The organism is Vibrio sp. Y20_XG_PY13 (assembly GCF_024181925.1).
GTDB lineage: Bacteria > Pseudomonadota > Gammaproteobacteria > Enterobacterales > Vibrionaceae > Vibrio > Vibrio parahaemolyticus.
Window position 1 is genome coordinate 826,162 of sequence record NZ_JAMZAL010000001.1, and the last position, 18,498, is coordinate 844,659.

Annotated in this window: 11 protein-coding genes and 1 pseudogene; 8 read left to right on the top strand and 4 right to left on the bottom strand. The window is 48.1% G+C overall.

What is annotated here, in order from left to right; translation table 11 throughout:
• Positions 1 to 160 precede the first annotated feature (160 nt).
• A complete protein-coding gene (locus NL646_RS03650) occupies positions 161 to 1,102 on the bottom strand; it encodes an endonuclease/exonuclease/phosphatase family protein (protein ID WP_253663864.1) in 942 nt (313 codons plus the stop codon).
• Between the two features lie 78 nt (positions 1,103 to 1,180).
• Positions 1,181 to 5,449 carry a formate dehydrogenase subunit alpha gene (gene fdhF / locus NL646_RS03655; RefSeq protein ID WP_253663865.1) on the bottom strand — a complete coding sequence of 1,423 codons (4,269 nt, stop codon included), beginning with the start codon at positions 5,447 to 5,449 and terminating at the stop codon, positions 1,181 to 1,183.
• Positions 5,450 to 5,691: 242 nt separating this feature from the next.
• Between fdhF and NL646_RS03660 the strand changes: the two genes are divergently transcribed.
• The 5 genes and pseudogenes from NL646_RS03660 (at position 5,692) to NL646_RS03680 (ending at position 13,357) form a co-directional block, all read left to right on the top strand.
• On the top strand, positions 5,692 to 6,123 hold the full coding sequence (locus tag NL646_RS03660; RefSeq protein ID WP_253663866.1) for a hypothetical protein: 432 nt from the start codon (positions 5,692 to 5,694) through the stop codon (positions 6,121 to 6,123).
• Between the two features lie 218 nt (positions 6,124 to 6,341).
• On the top strand, positions 6,342 to 7,763 hold the full coding sequence (locus NL646_RS03665; RefSeq protein ID WP_253663867.1) for a TolC family protein: 1,422 nt from the start codon (positions 6,342 to 6,344) through the stop codon (positions 7,761 to 7,763).
• Positions 7,764 to 7,865: 102 nt separating this feature from the next.
• Positions 7,866 to 9,568 (top strand): annotated as a pseudogene (locus NL646_RS03670) (efflux RND transporter periplasmic adaptor subunit).
• Positions 9,569 to 9,570: 2 nt separating this feature from the next.
• Positions 9,571 to 12,711, top strand: coding sequence for an efflux RND transporter permease subunit (locus NL646_RS03675; protein ID WP_253663868.1), 3,141 nt, complete (start codon positions 9,571 to 9,573; stop codon positions 12,709 to 12,711).
• Positions 12,712 to 12,775: 64 nt separating this feature from the next.
• The gene (locus tag NL646_RS03680) at positions 12,776 to 13,357 is read left to right on the top strand and encodes a cupredoxin family protein (protein WP_023584633.1); all 582 of its coding nucleotides are present in this window, start codon (positions 12,776 to 12,778) and stop codon (positions 13,355 to 13,357) included.
• A 119-nt stretch (positions 13,358 to 13,476) separates the two neighbouring features.
• Here the strand turns inward: NL646_RS03680 and NL646_RS03685 are convergent, their stop codons facing one another.
• Positions 13,477 to 14,826 (bottom strand): ferric reductase-like transmembrane domain-containing protein, encoded by a 1,350-nt coding sequence (locus NL646_RS03685; protein WP_025499626.1) that lies wholly within the window; start codon positions 14,824 to 14,826, stop codon positions 13,477 to 13,479.
• 242 nt (positions 14,827 to 15,068) lie between these two features.
• Here NL646_RS03685 and NL646_RS03690 point away from each other — a divergent pair, with 242 nt between their 5' ends.
• On the top strand, positions 15,069 to 15,920 hold the full coding sequence (locus NL646_RS03690) for a carbenicillin-hydrolyzing class A beta-lactamase CARB-18 (RefSeq protein ID WP_005459715.1): 852 nt from the start codon (positions 15,069 to 15,071) through the stop codon (positions 15,918 to 15,920).
• Between the two features lie 302 nt (positions 15,921 to 16,222).
• Positions 16,223 to 17,290 (top strand): sensor domain-containing diguanylate cyclase, encoded by a 1,068-nt coding sequence (locus tag NL646_RS03695; RefSeq protein ID WP_047725670.1) that lies wholly within the window; start codon positions 16,223 to 16,225, stop codon positions 17,288 to 17,290.
• A gap of 127 nt (positions 17,291 to 17,417) precedes the next feature.
• Here NL646_RS03695 and NL646_RS03700 read toward each other — a convergent pair whose 3' ends face one another.
• Positions 17,418 to 17,570, bottom strand: a complete 153-nt coding sequence (locus tag NL646_RS03700) for a hypothetical protein (RefSeq protein WP_005459713.1) — start codon at positions 17,568 to 17,570, stop codon at positions 17,418 to 17,420.
• A 273-nt stretch (positions 17,571 to 17,843) separates the two neighbouring features.
• Here NL646_RS03700 and speG point away from each other — a divergent pair, with 273 nt between their 5' ends.
• Positions 17,844 to 18,374, top strand: a complete 531-nt coding sequence (gene speG, locus NL646_RS03705) for a spermidine N1-acetyltransferase (protein WP_005488166.1) — start codon at positions 17,844 to 17,846, stop codon at positions 18,372 to 18,374.
• Positions 18,375 to 18,498: the final 124 nt, after the last annotated feature.

The following is an 18,498-nucleotide window of genomic DNA, read 5'->3' on the forward strand; positions in this document are numbered from 1 at the left end:
TGTTATAAAAACTCTGCTTCGTTAATTCAGTATAGGAAGCGAGCAAAGTTTAGGTTATAGAACTTGCTCAAATAACAGAGGATCGTCAGAGACAGTCAATTCTATGACAAGCTCAGCACAGGTTTTACTTATGAAACATGACAAATTCTAAGAGCTTGAACTATGGAATATGCACACCGATCTGGGTTGTCACCATGCGGTGATCTGAGCCTTGTGGAAAAGCAGAGGATTCACGAGAGCAAATGATTCGCTGTCCTTGCTCAGATTTTAGCCACAAGTGATCAATACCTATCATCATCGGCTCTGGCACGTTTATGCCTTTGATGTTAGTTGGCCAGCTCGTCACTGGCGCGGTTTGAAAACTCGGGAACAGCGCAGAAAAACGAGGGCTAACCGAGGAGAGATTGAAATCCCCCACAACCAACACCTCTGGCTCAGGATAAAGCGCGGTCAGCGTTTCTATGGTTCGCACCAACGTATTTCTTTGATGCCAAAGCTCGCTGGTTCTTGGTGATGGCGGATGAGCCGCAAACAAAGTGATCGGTGCTTGACCTTTAGGCAGCCAAACCGCTCTGATGACTTCTTGTCCATTTGGCGCACGATAAACCGAAACCTCCGTGATGGGGTGTCGGCTAAGAATCATCAAATTTGAAGGGTACCCCACGTCACGTTGTCCACCATAATAATGCGGATAGACATCATCCAACATGTGCAAGAGGCTGCCAACACGCGGCGTCAGCTCTTGCATCACCACCAAATCAGCAGGATACCTCAACAGATAGCTGATGAACTGATTGATGTCTGAGTTTTCGTAAAAAAGATTAAATTGAATGACGCTCAACGAGTGCGAGCAAGACGCCACATGACTGCGCTGCGGCGGAACAAGTAACGAGACAAACAAAATAGCGACAAAGGCAGAAAATGCACTTTGCAACCATCGGCGAGCGATAAAAAACGCCGAGGCTAAAACAACGTAAGTGAACACAATGAGGGCGGGAATCGAGGTAAGATTCTCCGCCCACCAAATATGTTCAATTTGCCTGACCGCCAGCCAAATAAGAGCGGGTAGAAGCAATATGATCCACTTAAAAACGCTCGACACACGCACTGCTCGTTTCGCTATTACATATCATAAGCTTAAATGCAATTTCTCAACTCGCCAGTGCGTGAAGCGTTGATGTTAGACGTGGTGTACCGCCTCCTCGACAGGCTCTGGTTGAGCGGCCGTTTCACTGATTTCAATCTTAACTGCTGCGACTTTGAATTCAGGAATTTTCGCATGCGGGTCCGTTGCCGTAGTCGTCAAGCGGTTGACTGGCGACTCAACGAAATGGAAAGGAATAAACACGACGCCTTTTTGCATTCGCTTGGTCACAAACGCATCAATTTCGATGCTGCCACGACGAGTCGACACTTTTAGGCGCTGACCATTATGGATACCAATTGCTTCGGCATCTTCAACACTGATCATCGCTCTTGGCCCAGCAAGGTTATCCAACCCTTTCGTTTTGCGTGTCATCGTACCGGTGTGGAATTGTTCTAGCACACGCCCTGTTGTAAGCACCAAAGGGTACTCTTCATCAGGCAACTCGGCTGCATAACGGAACGGCACGCCCACCATTTGCCCTTTCCCTCGGGTAAATTGGGTTTGGTGCATGATACGAGTACCGTTTGGATTGTTCTTGTTACTTGGCCATTGAACACCGTTCGGCGTGATCGCGTCCCAACGCAACCCTGCATATTGCGGCGTTACACGCGCGATTTCGCTAGTGATTTCAGAAACACACTGGTAATGCCAATCGCTGCCCATCGCGTTTGCGATCGCTTGAATGATCCACCAATCTTCTTTCGCCTCACCCGGCGCTTTCACTGCCGCATTAACGCGCTGCACGCGTCGCTCAGTATTGGTGAAGTGACCGGATTTTTCCGCAAATGAACAAGAAGGCAATACCACATCGGCGTACTGCGCCGTCTCGGTGAGGAAGATGTCTTGCACGACCAAGAAGTCGAGTGCTTCCAACCCTTCAATCACGTGTGCTTGGTTTGGATCACTCAGTACTGGGTTTTCGCCCATGATGTACATCCCGCAAACTTCTCGTTTGCACGCCGCATCGATGATTTCCGTTAGGGTAAGCCCTTGCTCAGAAGGTAAGTTCGGCGCATCCCACTCAATCGCGAATTTCTGACGAACAATCGGGTTATACACTTTTTGATATCCCGGATAGCAGTTAGGCAAAGCGCCCATATCACACGCACCTTGTACGTTTGATTGACCACGCAGTGGGTTAATACCACCACCCTCAATACCGATGTTGCCACACAACAATTGCAGGTTTGCAATCGAACGAACGTTGTCGTGCCCTGTTGTATGCTGGGTAATACCCATTGAGTAATACACCGCCGTGCGTTTTGCCGTACCAATCATTCGTGCCATCGCGAAAATATCGTCCGCTTTTACGCCCGTCACTAACTCAACTTTGTCGAGGTTGTACGCTGGCGACATCACCTCTTGAAGCAAAGTATCAAAGCCGTCTACGCGCTCTTCGATGTATTCTTGATCGTACCAACCATTTTTGATGATTTGCTGCATCACGCCGTTGAGCAACATAACATCCGTGCCCGGACGATGCGCCAAGTACAGCTCTGCATGTTCAGCCATGTCCACTCGTTTCGGGTCTGCCACAATCAAGCGCGCCCCGTGATGACGAATCGCCTGTTTGATGTGCGAAGCGATGATCGGGTGCGCAGATGTGGTGTCAGAACCGATAATAAAGATCACATCGGAATGCTTAATGCTTGGAATGTCGTTGGTCATCGCACCACTCCCCAACGATGCTTCAAGCCCTGTCACACTTGATGCGTGACACAAACGTGCGCAGTGATCAACGTTGTTCGTACCAAGTTCACGACGGATGAATTTTTGAAACGCGTAGTTATCTTCGTTAGTGGTTTTCGCTGAAGAGAATCCGGCCAGTGCGTTGCTACCAAAATCTTGCTTGATGGTCGAAAGCTTCGAAGCCACTAGCTGAATCGCTTCGTCCCAACTTGCTGGCTGCAACCAACCATCTTTACGAATCAGTGGTGTCGTTAAACGCTCTTCGCTGCTAATGAAATCAAAACCAAAACGGCCTTTCACGCACAGCATACCTTGGTTAACCGGCGAATCCGCCCCTTTTACATAGCGGATTTTGTTTTGTCGCTCATCGACAAACATGGTCAACTTACAACCCACACCGCAGTAGGTACAAATGGTATCGACGGCTTTTAGATGTTCGGTTCTGCCTTGAGAGCGGTCACGGCTGTCCACCATCGCGCCCGTTGGACATGCCTGAACACACGCCCCACATTGCACGCATTTTGAATCTCCCATGAGCGTCAAACCGCTGCAACTTGCGCCTTTTTCATCGGAGCGGAATCGTGGACGATCATCTGGTCGTAAAGCTGGTCGGCCATTTTTATCCGACACAAAACTCAACACACCATGTACCGCTTGCTCGTGGCATGCTTGAATACACTGACCACAACTGATGCAGCGGTTAGCATCAAATTCAATGAACTCAGAACTGCGGTCTACTTCGTATTTGTGACGAAGATCTTTCGCTCGCAAATCGAGCCAATCTTGATGACCAATCACGCTAGCAGAGGAAACGTCCACGGAAACATCGAAATATTGCTCGGCATGATATTCCGTTGAGTAATCTCGCAAGGCACAGTCGGTATTCGCTTGGCAACCACACTCTAAGCAGCGCGCCGCTTCTTTCATGGCCTCTTCGTTATCAAAGCCCAGTTCCACTTCAGCAAAACTCTGCTCACGCTGCGCTGGGGTCAACTCTGGCATGATTGAACGAGCAACTTTTTGGATGTTTTCAAAATGAAGTGGGTCAACCTGCGCCAGTTTTTTCTCTTTACGAGAGTTGAACGCAGGTTTCGGCATGTCCGCCATATCGCCATGGAGGAACAGATCAATCGCTTTTGCCGCAACTCGCCCATCTCCCACTGCTTCAACCGCTGTCGCAGGACCACGACGAAAATCACCGATACTGAAGATATTGCCCGTACCCGTGTGCATGGTTTGCGAGTCGGACTCAGATGTGTTCCAACGTGTTAGTGGAATAGACAAATCATCGTTTTCTAAGAAGCTGAGATCCGGCTTTTGCGATACCGCTGCAATCACGGTATCAAATGCTTCAGTAAAGAACTCACCCGTTGGTTTCGGGCTACGACGACCAGACGCATCTGGCTCACCTAACGCCATTCGCTCTAATCGAATTGCCTTCACGCGGCCGTTTTCATCCGCGATGTTTTCCGCCGGATTCGTTAAGAAATGGAACTTCACGCCCTCATGTTCAGCTTCGACGATTTCGTAGTCTTCGGCTGGCATTTCGTCGCGAGTTCGACGATAGATCAAAGTGGTATCGGCACCCGCACGACGCGCCGTACGCGCACAGTCGATCGCAGTGTTACCACCACCAATCACGGCAACTTTTTTGCCCGTAACGTAGTTTTGTTCTGTAACGTAATCTTTCAGATAATCAACACCGAGGTAGCAACCGTCCAAGTCGCTACCAGGATAATTCATTTCTACCGCTTGAGACGCCCCCACAGCCAAACAGACAGCATCGTAGTCTTCACTCAATTGAGACAGCGTAAAATCAACCCCAAGCTTTTTGTTGGTTTCAACTTGCATGCCGTTGCGGCACATCAGTTCGATTTCTTTGTCTAGAATGTCTTTGGGTAGGCGATATTCAGGAATGCCGTAGCGTAGCCAACCGCCTGCTTTTGGCATGGACTCAAATACGGTGACGTCATAACCTTCATTCGACAAGTAATAACCTGCCGTTAAGCCACCGGGGCCACTACCAACAACGGCGATCTTGCGATGCTTCGCTGGTTTTTTCTCTGGGACATACGCTTCATGCGCCGCTAGATCTGCGTCTGCGGCATGGCGTTTGAGTTGGCGAATGGCAATCGGCTCATCCACCAAAGAACGGCGACACTCACTTTCGCAGAATGCCGGACACACGCGCCCAATCGACAACGGCATTGGCAGTGTGCGTTTAATCACTTCAATCGCTTTTTGATGATCGTTTTGCGAGATATGGTAGAGGTAAGATTGGATGTCTACCCCAGCAGGACACGCCGTTTTGCATGGAGCTTCACAGTCGGCGTAGTGGTCCGTCATGATTCGGTTGAGCGCTTTTCTGCGGTGCTCACTCAGTTGTTCTGATTGTGTGACGACATTGAGACCGCGGTACACTTTGAGATCACAGGCGCGCTTAGTTCCGCCACTCTCCACTTCGACAACACACAAATCACACGGAATTTTCTCGTTACTTTTGTTCATTCCGCACAGTGAAGGGATTTCGACCCCACACACTTTGGCTGCTTCCAGAAGGGTTAGCCCCTCTTCTACAATTCTATATTTTCCATCGATGACAATTTCTATCATACAACCCCCGAAGCAGGCACGTTAAACCTTACATTCTATAAGGATAACCCCTACCATGGAAAGTTCGTGTGACAAAAAACTCAATAAAGAGATATTTATTGGCGATTAATATGTCTAACCTCCCCCAAGATGCACCAAATATCTCACGCTTACTTGGGGGTGAATGCTTGACTTTCCCCCTAGGGTAACCTTTATTATTAAGCGGTTACTCGTTATTTACACTCATTTTGACTGGACTCCGTATGCGCCTTAAATCACTGCATACAATTTGGCTAACGTTATGTACAACGCTGATACTGCTGGTATCTAGTGTGGTTAACAGCGCGCCTTTAATGAGTATCAAAATGATGTCGAGTGGCGCTATGATGCCTGAACTCATGACAGAAATGGCAAGCGCGAACGATCACTGTGGCTCCCCGAGCATGAGCATGAGCATGAGCATGGAGATGGCCTCATCGTTGAGCTCCGACTCTACAGAAATGGCCATGAGCTGTGTTGATGGCTCCGGCATGATCCATAATTGCTGCACAGCATCTTGTTCATTCGTTTTCGTCCCGTTACCAGCCCCTGTCAGCCAACTATCCCCACTGGCTTATCGCGCATCCATTGCCTCAGAAATCACCGCACCAGTGGTACAAGTCACCCATGATTTGTATCGGCCTCCGATAGTTTAATCCATACAAAGCATTCGACCCTGCATCCTTTTGCAGGCAGTTTCTTTGCGCCCAACTGATAGCGTGCTCACCTCAGCTATTCGCTCGTAACTCCATTTGTTACCTGCTATTTGGCGATAAAAAAGCACGTCATCCGTTTGGCAAATACCAACGCTCTCCCGCTCGGTTCAATCGTTCCCGAAACGCAAAAGAGCTTGGTATCAATTTGGATGTAAATTATGGAATTCAACCCAAATCGCTTAGTGGCACCAGTATGCTCACTGGCTCTGGTTGCCCTACCGGCTTTCAATGTGGTGGCGCAATCGCCAACCAATACGAAAGCACAACAAGAAGCGCAAGCTCAATCAATCCAAGCCCAATCAACCAATGAGCTAGCAAACCTCATTAGCGTTGCATTGAGCAACGATGGCAACCGCAAGCAGTTCTATGCTCAATCGGAAGCGATGCGCGAAACAGGCGTAGCCAGCGCAACTTTGATGGACCCGAAACTGAAAGTCGGTTTTGGTGGTTTGCCTGTCGATAGCTTCAAATTTGACGAAGATCCGATGACCAATATCTCCGTCGGTTTGATGCAACAGTTCGAACGTGGCTCGACGCTCAACCTTCAACAAAAGAAAGCCAATCAACAAGCCGATGGTTTGTCTCTGCAAGTTCACGCACGGGAGCTTGAAGTGGCAAATAGCATGACTCAGCTTTGGTTGGAGCTGGGCTATCAGCAGAAAGCAGAGCAAATTTTGCTAGAAAACCGTCGGCTCATGACGGAAATGGAAAACTTCATTCAAACCAATTACTCAATCGGCAAAAGCGAAGCGCAAGATTTACTGAATGCACAGCTTCAAGTGAGTAAGTTGGATGAAAAGCTGCAAGCCAACGCACAAATGCAGCGCCGTTTGGTCTCGCAACTCTCAGAATGGTTGGGCTCTGACTGGCTCAATACCTATACCCAAAACGGACGCTCACCACTTCAAGCCAGCAACACACTGACTTGGGCGTCATTAAACCAAAAGTTGTCTGCAAATAGCGAAACGACCAAGCACTACCAACAGTTGAGTGATCACCCGATGGTGAAAATGGCAGACGTAAGTATTTCTGCCAATGAAACTCAAGTGGACATTGCAGAGCAAGCTTACACGCCTCAATTCGGTGTGGAAGTGATGTACGCTTATCGTCAAGCCAACAATATGAAAGGCGAACCTGCATCGGATTTGGTGAGCGCGTATCTAACGATGGACATTCCCCTGTTCACTGGCAATCGCCAAGACCGCAACTTAGCCGCCGCCCAGTATCAAGTGGGTGCCGCTCGCTCACAAAAAGATACGTTACTGACTCAGATGAACGCGAAGGTCAACACATTGCTGGTTGATCGCGCCAACTTGAGTCAGCGTTTAGAGCGTTATCAATCCACCTTACTTCCCCAAGTTCAAGCTCGTATTCACGCGGTAGAAAGGGGTTATCAAAACAACACCGCACAGTTTAATGACGTGATCATGGCAAGCACAGACGAGCTGGCGCTAAAGCTCGAACAGCAACGTCTTATTACCGATTTAAACATCGTAAACAGCAATTTAGCGGCTTTATTGGGTGGTTTCGAATATCAAGTATCCGCACCCAACATCACGCCTGAAGCAAGCGCGAACTAAAACAAAAACATAAAAGAACCCAAGTTTGGGGACGATGGCGAATGCACACCAATAAACAATCAACATCGCTGTCATGCCTCATGGGGAAATAAGGAATTAGGAATGAATTCAAATTCAATCAAGATAGCAACCATCGCTCTGCTTGTTGGCGGGGCGTTAATCAGTACCTATCTGGTGCAAACCACGACATGAGCGGCACAGGCGGTAGCACTGCAAGCAGCTCAAACGAGCCACTCTATTGGGTTGCACCAATGGATCCAAATTATAAGCGCGACAAACCGGGCAAATCGCCAATGGGTATGGACTTGATCCCAGTGTACGCCGAAGACCTCGCAGGTGAACAAGACAAACCCGGCACGGTAAAAATTGACCCATCGGTTGAAAACAACTTAGGTGTAAAAACCGCTCAAGTCTCTTTAGAGCAACTTTCACCTCGGATTGAAACTGTCGGCTATATCGCGTTTGACGAAAGCCATTTGTGGCAAACCAACGTTCGCGTGGCGGGCTGGGTTGAAAAGCTTTACATCAATGCCGTGGGTGAAAAGGTCAACAAAGGCGATGTGCTGTTCACGCTGTATTCTCCTGAGCTAGTCAAAGCACAAGAAGAGCTGCTGAACGCCTACCGAACTGGGCGTAGTGGCCTAGTGAAAGGCGCGACAGAACGTTTGGTGACACTGGGTGTTGATCGTTCTCAAATCAGAGCCATCACTCAACGTGGGAAAGCATCACAAACTATTGAAATTAAAGCTCCGGAAGATGGCGTCATCGCGAGTTTGAACGTTCGTGAAGGTGGTTACCTATCCCCTGCTCAAGCGGTGATCAGCGCGGGCCCACTTGAAAACGTATGGGTGGATGCCGAAGTGTTTGAGCGCCAAGCTCACTGGATGAAAGCAGGCAGCGACGCCACTATGACGTTGGATGCGATTCCGGGTAAAGAGTGGCAAGGCAACGTCGATTATGTGTATCCAATTTTGGATCCTAAAACGCGCACGCTTCGTGTTCGTCTTAAATTCTCTAATCCCAATGGCGAGCTGAAACCGAACATGTTCGCCAATATTGCCTTACAACCTGTCAGCGACAACGCGGTGTTAACCATTCCAAAGTCTTCCGTTATCCGCTCGGGGGGTATGACTCGCGTCGTGCTGTCTGAGGGAGACGGCAAATACCGCTCAACGCGCATCGAAGTCGGGCGTGAAGCTGACGACAAAATCGAGGTACTACAAGGCCTGACTCAAGACGATCGCATCGTAACCTCAGCTCACTTTATGTTGGATTCAGAATCGAGCCAAACGGCTGATCTATCGCGCATTTCATCACCGACCGAAGCCACTGCACAAACGGCTTGGACGAAGGGCGAGATCACTGATGTGATGAAAGGCCATCGCATGTTGACCATCAACCACCAGCCCGTACCAGAGTGGGATTGGCCGGGGATGGTTATGAACTTTACCCTCGCTGACGGCGTCGATATGGGCTCGCTGCAAAAAGGCCAAGCTATTGAGTTCGAAATTCAAAAAGCCGCATCGGGTCAATACGAAATCGTCGATTACAAAGCCGATGACACCGTTCTCGCGACTGACGTTTGGGTAACGGGAGACATCAGCATGCTAATGGCAGATTTTGGCATGATCACGCTCAATCACCTTCCGGTTTCAGAATGGAGCTGGGATGCCGGTGAAATGAACTTCTCTGTGGGTGATGAAGTGGATTTATCCGGTTTCAAAGAAGGTCAGAAAGTCCGATTTCTAGTTGAAAAACAAGGTTCTGACTACGTTTTGAAACAAATTGAAGCGATCGAGGGCTAACTATGATTGGAGCAATTATCCGTTGGTCACTCAATAACCGCTTTATGGTTTTGATTGCGACCTTAATGCTTGTTTTAGCAGGACTTTACAGTGTAAAGAATACGCCTGTTGACGCAATTCCGGATCTTTCTGATGTTCAGGTGATCATCAAAACCAGCTACCCGGGTCAAGCACCGCAAGTGGTGGAAGATCAAGTCACTTATCCGCTAACCACCGCGATGCTCGCCGTACCGGGTGCAGAAACCGTTCGTGGGTATTCGTTCTTCGGGGATTCGTACGTTTACATCATTTTCAACGACGATACCGACATGTACTGGGCACGTTCACGTGTTTTGGAATACCTAAGTCAAGTAGCACCTAAATTACCACCAAGTGCAAAACCAACCTTAGGCCCAGATGCTACGGGTGTGGGCTGGGTCTACAGCTATGTATTGCAAGACAAAACGGGTCAACATGACCTTGCCGAGCTGCGCAGTTTGCAAGATTGGTTCTTAAAGTACGAACTGCAAACCGTCGATGGCGTTTCTGAAGTTGCAACCGTAGGCGGTATGGTTAAGCAGTATCAAGTCCAGATTGATCCGGCGAAGCTGCGTGCTTACAACTTAACGCTGCAACAAGTAAACATGGCGATTCAAAACGGCAACCAAGAAACGGGGGCATCCGTAGTTGAAGTTGCTGAAGCTGAGCACATGGTTCGCACCACCGGTTACTTGACCAGCATCGAAGACATTAAATCGCTGCCGCTTAAAGTGACCGACAAAGGTACACCGCTCTTATTGGGCGACATTGCTGACATCAACTTAGGTCCGCAAATGCGTCGCGGTATCTCTGAGCTTAACGGCGAAGGTGAAGCGGTGGGTGGCGTGATCGTGATGCGCTATGGCGAAAACGCGAGTGAAGTGATCAGCAAAGTTAAAGACAAGTTGGAAGATTTACAGCGTAGCTTGCCGGATGGCGTTGAAATCGTCACCACTTACGACCGTTCTACGCTGATCAATGCAGCTGTCGATAACCTTTGGAAGAAATTAGCGGAAGAGTTCATCGTCGTAGCCATCGTCTGTGCACTGTTCTTGTTCCATATTCGCTCTTCATTGGTTATCGCCCTGAGCTTGCCTGTAGGCATCCTTGCAGCGTTTATCGTGATGCATTCTCAAGGCATTAATGCCAACATCATGTCGCTCGGGGGGATTGCCATCGCTATCGGTGCAATGGTGGATGGTGCCATCGTAATGATAGAAAACGTCCACAAGCACATTGAGCGAACGCCACTCACGGATAAGAACCGCTGGCAAGTGATTGGTAAAGCCGCTGAAGAAGTAGGTGCGCCCCTATTCTTCTCGCTGCTTATCATCACGTTAAGCTTTGTTCCAGTGTTTGCACTGGAAGGTCAAGAAGGCAAGATGTTCTCTCCTCTCGCCTTTACCAAGACGTATGCCATGGCGTCAGCGGCAGCACTTGCGATCACGCTCGTGCCAGTTCTAATGGGCTACTTTATTCGCGGTAAAATACTGCCAGAACATAAGAACCCTGTTAACCGTGGTCTGGTTGCGCTGTATCGTCCATTGCTTAATCTGAGCTTGAAATATCCGAAAGCGATGATCGTACTGGCGCTCGGCCTATTAGCATCGGCGTACTACCCAACTAGCCAACTAGGCAGCGAATTCATCCCACCATTGGATGAAGGCGATTTGATGTACATGCCGACCACCTACCCGGGCATTTCCATCGGTAAAGCACGTGAGTTGGTTCAGCAAACGAACAAGCTGATCAAAACCGTACCGGAAGTTAAAACGGTTTGGGGCAAGATTGGCCGTGCAGAAACCGCCACCGACCCTGCACCACTCACCATGATTGAAACGGTAATTCAGCTCAAACCTCATGACCAATGGCGTGAAGGCGTGACCACTGAGTCATTGCGCAAAGAGTTCGACAATCTCGTGCAGTTCCCGGGGCTAACCAACGCATGGGTAATGCCGATCAAAACGCGTATCGACATGCTTGCGACGGGCATTAAGACGCCAATCGGGATCAAAATCGCAGGCCCAGACCTGGAAGAGATCGAAAAGATTGGCGCGCAGTTAGAACCTATCTTGAACAACGTTCGCGGCACTTCATCGGTTTATGCCGAGCGTGTAGCCGGTGGCCGTTACGTAACAATCGACATTAAACGCCGCGCAGCTGCGAGATATGGATTGAGCATCAAAGACGTTCAGCAAGTCATCTCAACCGCTGTCGGTGGTATGAATGTTGGAGAAACCATTGAAGGCTTGGAACGCTACCCGATTAACGTTCGCTACCCGCAAGACTACCGTGACTCTGTGGTTAAGCTGCAAAACTTACCGCTAGTGACACCAAATGGAGCGCGTATCGCACTCGCTGATGTCGCCGACATTCGTTACGAAGACGGTCCGCCGATGATCAAAACCGAAAACGCTCGTCCTAACGGCTGGGTGTTTGTGGATATCGATGGCCGCGACCTTGGTTCTTACGTGGTAGAAGCGCAGCAAGCAGTGGCTGACCAACTGGTGCTCCCGGCTGGATATTCGCTCGCTTGGTCTGGTCAATACGAATACATGGAACGCGCGAAAGATCGCTTGAGTGTGGTCGTGCCGATAACCTTGGTGATCATCATGATGTTGCTTTACTTCAGCTTCCGCCGTGTGGGTGAGGTGCTGATCATCATGCTGACTTTGCCTTTAGCGATGGTTTGTGGCTTGTGGTTGATGCACTACCTCAACTACAACTTCTCCATCGCCGTGGGGGTCGGATTTATCGCTCTCGCCGGCGTTGCGGTGGAGATAGGCGTCATCATGCTGGTGTATCTCAACCAAGCGTGGCACCACAAAAAACTTCACGCAGAAGAAAACCAACAAGCTCTGCAAATTGGTGATTTAACCGATGCCATTCGAGAAGGCGCGGGGCTGCGTGTGCGTCCGGTCATGATGACGGTTCTCACGGTCATCATTGGCCTTATCCCTATCATGTATGGCTCAGGTACTGGCTCTCAAGTCATGCAGCGCATTGCTGCACCAATGATTGGCGGCATGGCCTCTGCCCTACTACTGACTCTGCTGGTGTTACCAGCAATCTTCAAGCTGTGGAAGCAGCGAGAAGTCAACAAAACTCAAAACCCAGAGAAATAAACAACAAGCGCCATTGTACAAACCGCAATGGCGCACTACCTCATTGATAGTAAAGGAAATCGACATGAAAAAGACACTTATCACTCTTGCTCTAACTATGGTATCAGCAGGCGCATTCGCGCAAATGGATAGCTCGAACATGAACCACGACAACATGGATCACGGCAAAATGGACCATGGTTCGATGTCGATGGATAACATGAACATGGACGAGATGCCGATGGATCATTCAAAAATGGATCACTCCAACATGCAAGGCATGGCAGGAATGTCAGCCGTGGGTATGCCAGCGAATGGGGCGAAACCGGATAAAGTCGTCCATGTGATTTTGAGCGATGACATGAAAATCACCTTCAAGAAAGACGTAAAAATCGAACCGAACGACGTCGTGCAATTCGTGGTGATGAACACGGGCAAAATCGATCATGAGTTCACCATCGGTTCTGCAGCAGAGCAACTTGAGCACCGTGAGATGATGAAAAACATGTCAGGTAATCACATGCACGACTCAGGCAATGCTGTCACCGTAGAACCAGGTAAAGCAAAACAGATTTTGTGGCACTTCCACGGAGACAACAACGTAGAGTTTGCTTGTAACATTCCAGGCCACGCAGAAGCTGGCATGGTCAAAAAAGTGAAGTTGTAAGGTTATAAGTAGGCTTCGGCTTAAACAAGATAATCTAACGATGACAATACGTTAGGCATGAATACAATAAGACAAAAGGAGCTGCACTCAGCTCCTTTTTGTTTCGTTCATCCCTGCCACTATCGCATGACGAACAGCTCTTCATGGTAATGACGTTCGGTATCGACGCGATAAGCATTCAACTCTTTTTTCAGTGTTTGCGAAAAAGCTTCAGGCCCGCAGAAATAGAACTCATAACGCGCTAAATCGCCACATTCGCTCGCGATACGCTCTACGTTAAGTCGAGGAGACACCGCCGTATCAATCACGTTCAGCTTCACTTGCGCAAGACGTGCCATTTTCCACAACTCGTCCACTAAATGACTATCCAAACCTCGCGTGCAGTAAAACAAATGCACAGGAGGATGCGTTTTTAGCGATTTGAGTGACGCTAAGATGGCAAAGAACGACGCGACCCCAACACCACCCGCAATCCAAATCTGCGGCTTATTGACGTCAAACGCCAAGCGTCCGTAAGGGCCTTCAACCATCACTTCTTCTCCAATTTTAACCCTGTGGTACAAATCCGTGGTGAAATCACCCAACTCTTTGATCAAAAAGCGTACCTCTGCTTCATGCTCACCTGAAACAATCGTAAACGGATGCGGATCTTCATTACCAAAACGAACATAAGCAAACTGCCCAGCTTTGTGTCCTTGCCAAGTTTTTCCTTGGCCGTTATTGCTTGGCGCCAAAGTTAGCTCCATCACTCGCGCTTGAGGGAAGTAGCGAGTCGACACCACTTTGGCGGGATGGCGATTTGCTCGTCCGACAAAACCAAGCAAGCTATAAACGGCAGCTGTAGAGCCCATCAAGGCAAAGCCCAAGGCAACAAAATGAATTGGCTCACCCCAGTACGCGTGCTTGATCAACAAAACGGAGTGAACAGCAATCATCAAATACACTGCCGCCATTAAACGATGCGACAACTTAAATGGCTTGTATTTAACAACCGTCCACAGTGACACCACGAGCAATGCTAAGAGCAGGTAAAAACCCCACTCCCCCAAACCAAGCCCCACATCGCGCAACTCTTTGACCCAGAGTTCTAAACCGACAAAGTTGTTCCCAGAAGGCCCACCCCCGGTGTGTTTGATTGGTTTTTCGAGCACTCCTGCCGACACTAGCCATTTGGGCACTTTATACGTCAACCAATGCACGACTCCGAGGCTAACCCCCGCAATGCCGAGCCATTTATGCACACGATAGGCCTTATCCATCCCGTGAACCCATTGCTCGATCACAGGTAAGCGCAGCGCCAACACCATCGCAATAGACATCAAAGCCAACGACAAAACACCAGAATATTGAATAAGCGCGGAGCGCCATTGGAAGAATTGGGTCGAGGACAGCAGTTGCGGTTCACTCATCCACCACAACACAGACACGGCGGCAATTATCATCCATACAAAATTTCGTACAGTTTTCATGAACATCACTCTCAAATTGACGACAACTCTAGTTTAGTTTTTCTAGCGTAATGCAACGTCAATATTCGTAAAGTTGAGTAAACCCACAATATACCTAAGGTCAATAACAAACTTGGAGGTATTGCGCAGAATCCTACAGAAAATCGACAGGGATTTAACAGTGGTTAGAGTATTCACTCGTTATAGTTTGCTTAACATCGCCAAAGTGCGAATCAAAACCAAAAGAACGAAGAACACCACGCATGAAAAAGTTATTCCTGTTGGTTGGGCTGATGGTTTGCTCAACTGTTAGTTACGCCTCCAAATTAAACGAAGACATCTCCCTCATCGAGAAACAAACATCTGGGCGAATTGGAGTGTCAGTCTGGGATACACAAACGGACGAGCGTTGGGATTATCGCGGAGACGAACGTTTCCCATTAATGAGCACATTCAAAACGTTAGCGTGTGCCACCATGCTAAGCGACATGGACAGCGGCAAACTCAACAAAAATGCCACAGCGAAAATCGATGAACGCAATATTGTGGTTTGGTCTCCGGTGATGGATAAACTGGCTGGACAAAGCACACGTATCGAACACGCTTGTGAGGCCGCCATGTTGATGAGCGACAACACCGCCGCGAACTTAGTGCTAAATGAAATTGGTGGTCCTAAAGCGGTCACGCTGTTTTTGCGATCTATTGGCGACAAAGCAACGCGACTTGACCGATTGGAACCCCGTTTGAATGAAGCAAAACCGGGCGACAAGCGAGACACCACAACGCCTAACGCCATGGTAAACACCCTACATACCTTGATGGAAGATAACGCCCTATCTTACGAGTCACGCACACAGCTGAAAATCTGGATGCAAGACAACAAAGTATCGGATTCGCTCATGCGCTCTGTTCTGCCAAAAGGCTGGTCGATTGCAGACCGCTCTGGCGCAGGTAACTACGGTTCACGCGGCATTAGCGCGATGATCTGGAAAGACAACTACAAGCCGGTTTACATCAGTATTTACGTCACAGACACTGACCTTTCACTTCAAGCTCGCGATCAACTGATCGCGCAAATCAGCCAACTGATTTTAGAGCACTACAAAGAAAGTTAAGCTCGAACTCGAGCAACCAAGCCCTTCTCATTCAGAGGGGCTTTTTCTTACCTGCTCTCTCAAATGCTTAACAAATCTCTCTTATTCTTGCTGTCTTCGCTACGCTTTACCGAATGGTCACCTCTTGCTAATTAGGCATAAAAATTATCGGTTTAGACATGAGTTCAAGCTCACATTAAGCAACCTGACACTCACAAGTGGCGAGAAATAAACCATACTCTGTTAAAGGAACGTATTTTTCTTGAAAATAGCTGCGTGTTACTTATTGTTTACATTTAGAGGAATGTCTAGGGAGATGGCTATTGAGACTTGAAAGAACTTTTGACCCAAATGACTTGTCGACGCAAAACATGGAAAGCCCAATATGTTTACCGATCGGCTTTGTTCACTTTTTGGCTCAATCACAGACGTTACAGCAGGTGCTCGATACTGTCGCAGAATGGATCAATCGGATTTTTGAATCTGACCGCACCAGCATTACGCTGTACGAAAACAGTGACTACCTCAAGGTCTACTCTTTTTCCGGCAATAAAGCGATTCCTGCCGATTTTCTCGTGCCGATTGATCAAGCCTTCGTCGGGCGTGTGTTCAAAAACCAACAACTGATCATTTGTGACGACGTTTCTCAATCCGACGAGCTAGATTGCGTCATGTTGACCTCCAGCGGTATGGGCACGTGTATGGATGCGCCGCTGATGCATGGTCAAATGTGCTTGGGCACGCTTAACGTCGCGCATCATCAAACCCATTTTTATACCAAGGAACAAGCAGCACAGTTGCAATGCATTGCCAACTGGATAGCGTTGAACATTGCACTGCATATTCAGATCATGAAAATGGAGCACCTCGCCACCACAGACGATCTTACTGGCATTCCAAACCGCAGAGAGTTCATGCGTCAAATTGAGCATCGTCTTTCTGAATTTCGCACGCAAGGGATCAAATTCCACGTCGCGATTTTGGATTTAGATAACTTTAAAAAACTGAATGACAAGTTCGGGCACGACGCTGGCGACAAATCTCTCATCCATGCTGCCAATACCATTAAAGGGCATTTACGAGAATGCGACCTGCTTGCTCGTGTCGGTGGTGAAGAGTTTGCTATCGTCCTGAGAAGCCGCTCTTGTCAAGAAGCAATGGATACGTTAGAAACCATCCGAAATGCCTTAGAAACCACGACGATTCGATATTCAGGGCGTGATATGACATTCACCGCCAGTATTGGGGTAACTCAAGTGTGTGGCTTGGATGATTCTTTTGAGCCATTAGTGAAACGTGCTGATTTAGCGTTATACAAAGCGAAAGAAACCGGGAGAAATCGCGTAGAAATCAACCACAGCGAGCATCAAGGCGTATCGAATGAGCAATGAGTGAGATGATGAATCAACAATAAAAAAGGTAGCGACTGATGCGCTACCTTTGCGATTCCCAAGTAAATTCAAGATGAGGAGTGAATCACCTTGCGCTGACTTGGGATTAAGAAGTCAGCAAATTGAATTATGCTTTCTTAAGATCTTTAGCAGGGTAAGTTAGCGTCTTTTCGCCAGCTTTAACGTGAGCGTAAAAACCGCCGCTGCTTAAACCTGTAACAACCATTTCGCCTTGCTCGACACCTTTAGTCGCTACTACTACGTCACCGATTGAAAACATATTGAATACCTTGTTTGTTTAGATTAAGACACGAAGTCGTTGCGCGGTATTTAATATGAAATCAGCCTCCCTTACTAATCAGCTTTTTTATCGTCTGGATTAACGAGTATTATTAATGATTTTAGCAACTTACAAAGTTTGACGCAGGTCAAATATCCGTTGATACAAATGACAAAGTTGATGAAAATATGCGAGGTGTTTTCCCTAAGATACGTTAAGATTTTCTAGCATCAACCGGGGAGGATTTTCCCTCCCACTCATTGGAGAAGCAGGATGAAAAAAGGCCTAAAAATGCGTGCGTTAGAACGCTCTGATTTGCGTTTTATCCACGAACTCAACAACAATCGCAATATCATGGCCTACTGGTTTGAAGAACCTTACGAGTCCTATGACGAGCTCGAAGAACTTTACCGTAAACACATTCACGATGACGCAGAACGACGCTTTGTCGTTGAAGACGCTGACGGCATTTTGATTGGTTTGGTGGAGCTGATTGAAATCAACTACATCCACCGCAGTGCGGAATTTCAAATCATCATCGCGCCAGACCATCAAGGCCGTGGTTATGCGATGGAAATGATTCATCGCGCATTGGATTACTCTTTCTCCATCCTTAACTTACGCAAAATCTACCTATTGGTTGCGGTTGAGAACGAAGTTGCCATCCATCTGTATAAAAAGTGCGGCTTTATTGAGGAAGGCCATCTTATCGAAGAGTACTTCATTAATGGCAGCTATCGTGACGTGAAGCGCATGTACGTTTTGAAACATCAATACCAGAAGAGTATTGAAGAACAATCGTAAGCCGATTGAACGTTATCACTGGCGTTAATTCATGCTGTGCTATCTCTCGCATTGCTGCTAGAGAATTTCCTCAGTATTCATCGCTGAGCAAGGGCTGAAATAATGTCAGTGACACGCTCGAATC

What these genes read in the sequence shown, in the direction of transcription:
- NL646_RS03690 (WP_005459715.1), top strand. Translation starts at nt 15,069, where the DNA reads ATGAAAAAGTTATTCCTGTTGGTTGGGCTGATGGTTTGCTCAACTGTT.
- NL646_RS03665 (WP_253663867.1), top strand. Translation starts at nt 6,342, where the DNA reads ATGGAATTCAACCCAAATCGCTTAGTGGCACCAGTATGCTCACTGGCT.
- NL646_RS03700 (WP_005459713.1), bottom strand. Translation starts at nt 17,570, where the DNA reads ATGTTTTCAATCGGTGACGTAGTAGTAGCGACTAAAGGTGTCGAGCAA.
- fdhF (WP_253663865.1), bottom strand. Translation starts at nt 5,449, where the DNA reads ATGATAGAAATTGTCATCGATGGAAAATATAGAATTGTAGAAGAGGGG.
- speG (WP_005488166.1), top strand. Translation starts at nt 17,844, where the DNA reads ATGAAAAAAGGCCTAAAAATGCGTGCGTTAGAACGCTCTGATTTGCGT.
- NL646_RS03660 (WP_253663866.1), top strand. Translation starts at nt 5,692, where the DNA reads ATGCGCCTTAAATCACTGCATACAATTTGGCTAACGTTATGTACAACG.
- NL646_RS03680 (WP_023584633.1), top strand. Translation starts at nt 12,776, where the DNA reads ATGAAAAAGACACTTATCACTCTTGCTCTAACTATGGTATCAGCAGGC.
- NL646_RS03685 (WP_025499626.1), bottom strand. Translation starts at nt 14,826, where the DNA reads ATGAAAACTGTACGAAATTTTGTATGGATGATAATTGCCGCCGTGTCT.
- NL646_RS03675 (WP_253663868.1), top strand. Translation starts at nt 9,571, where the DNA reads ATGATTGGAGCAATTATCCGTTGGTCACTCAATAACCGCTTTATGGTT.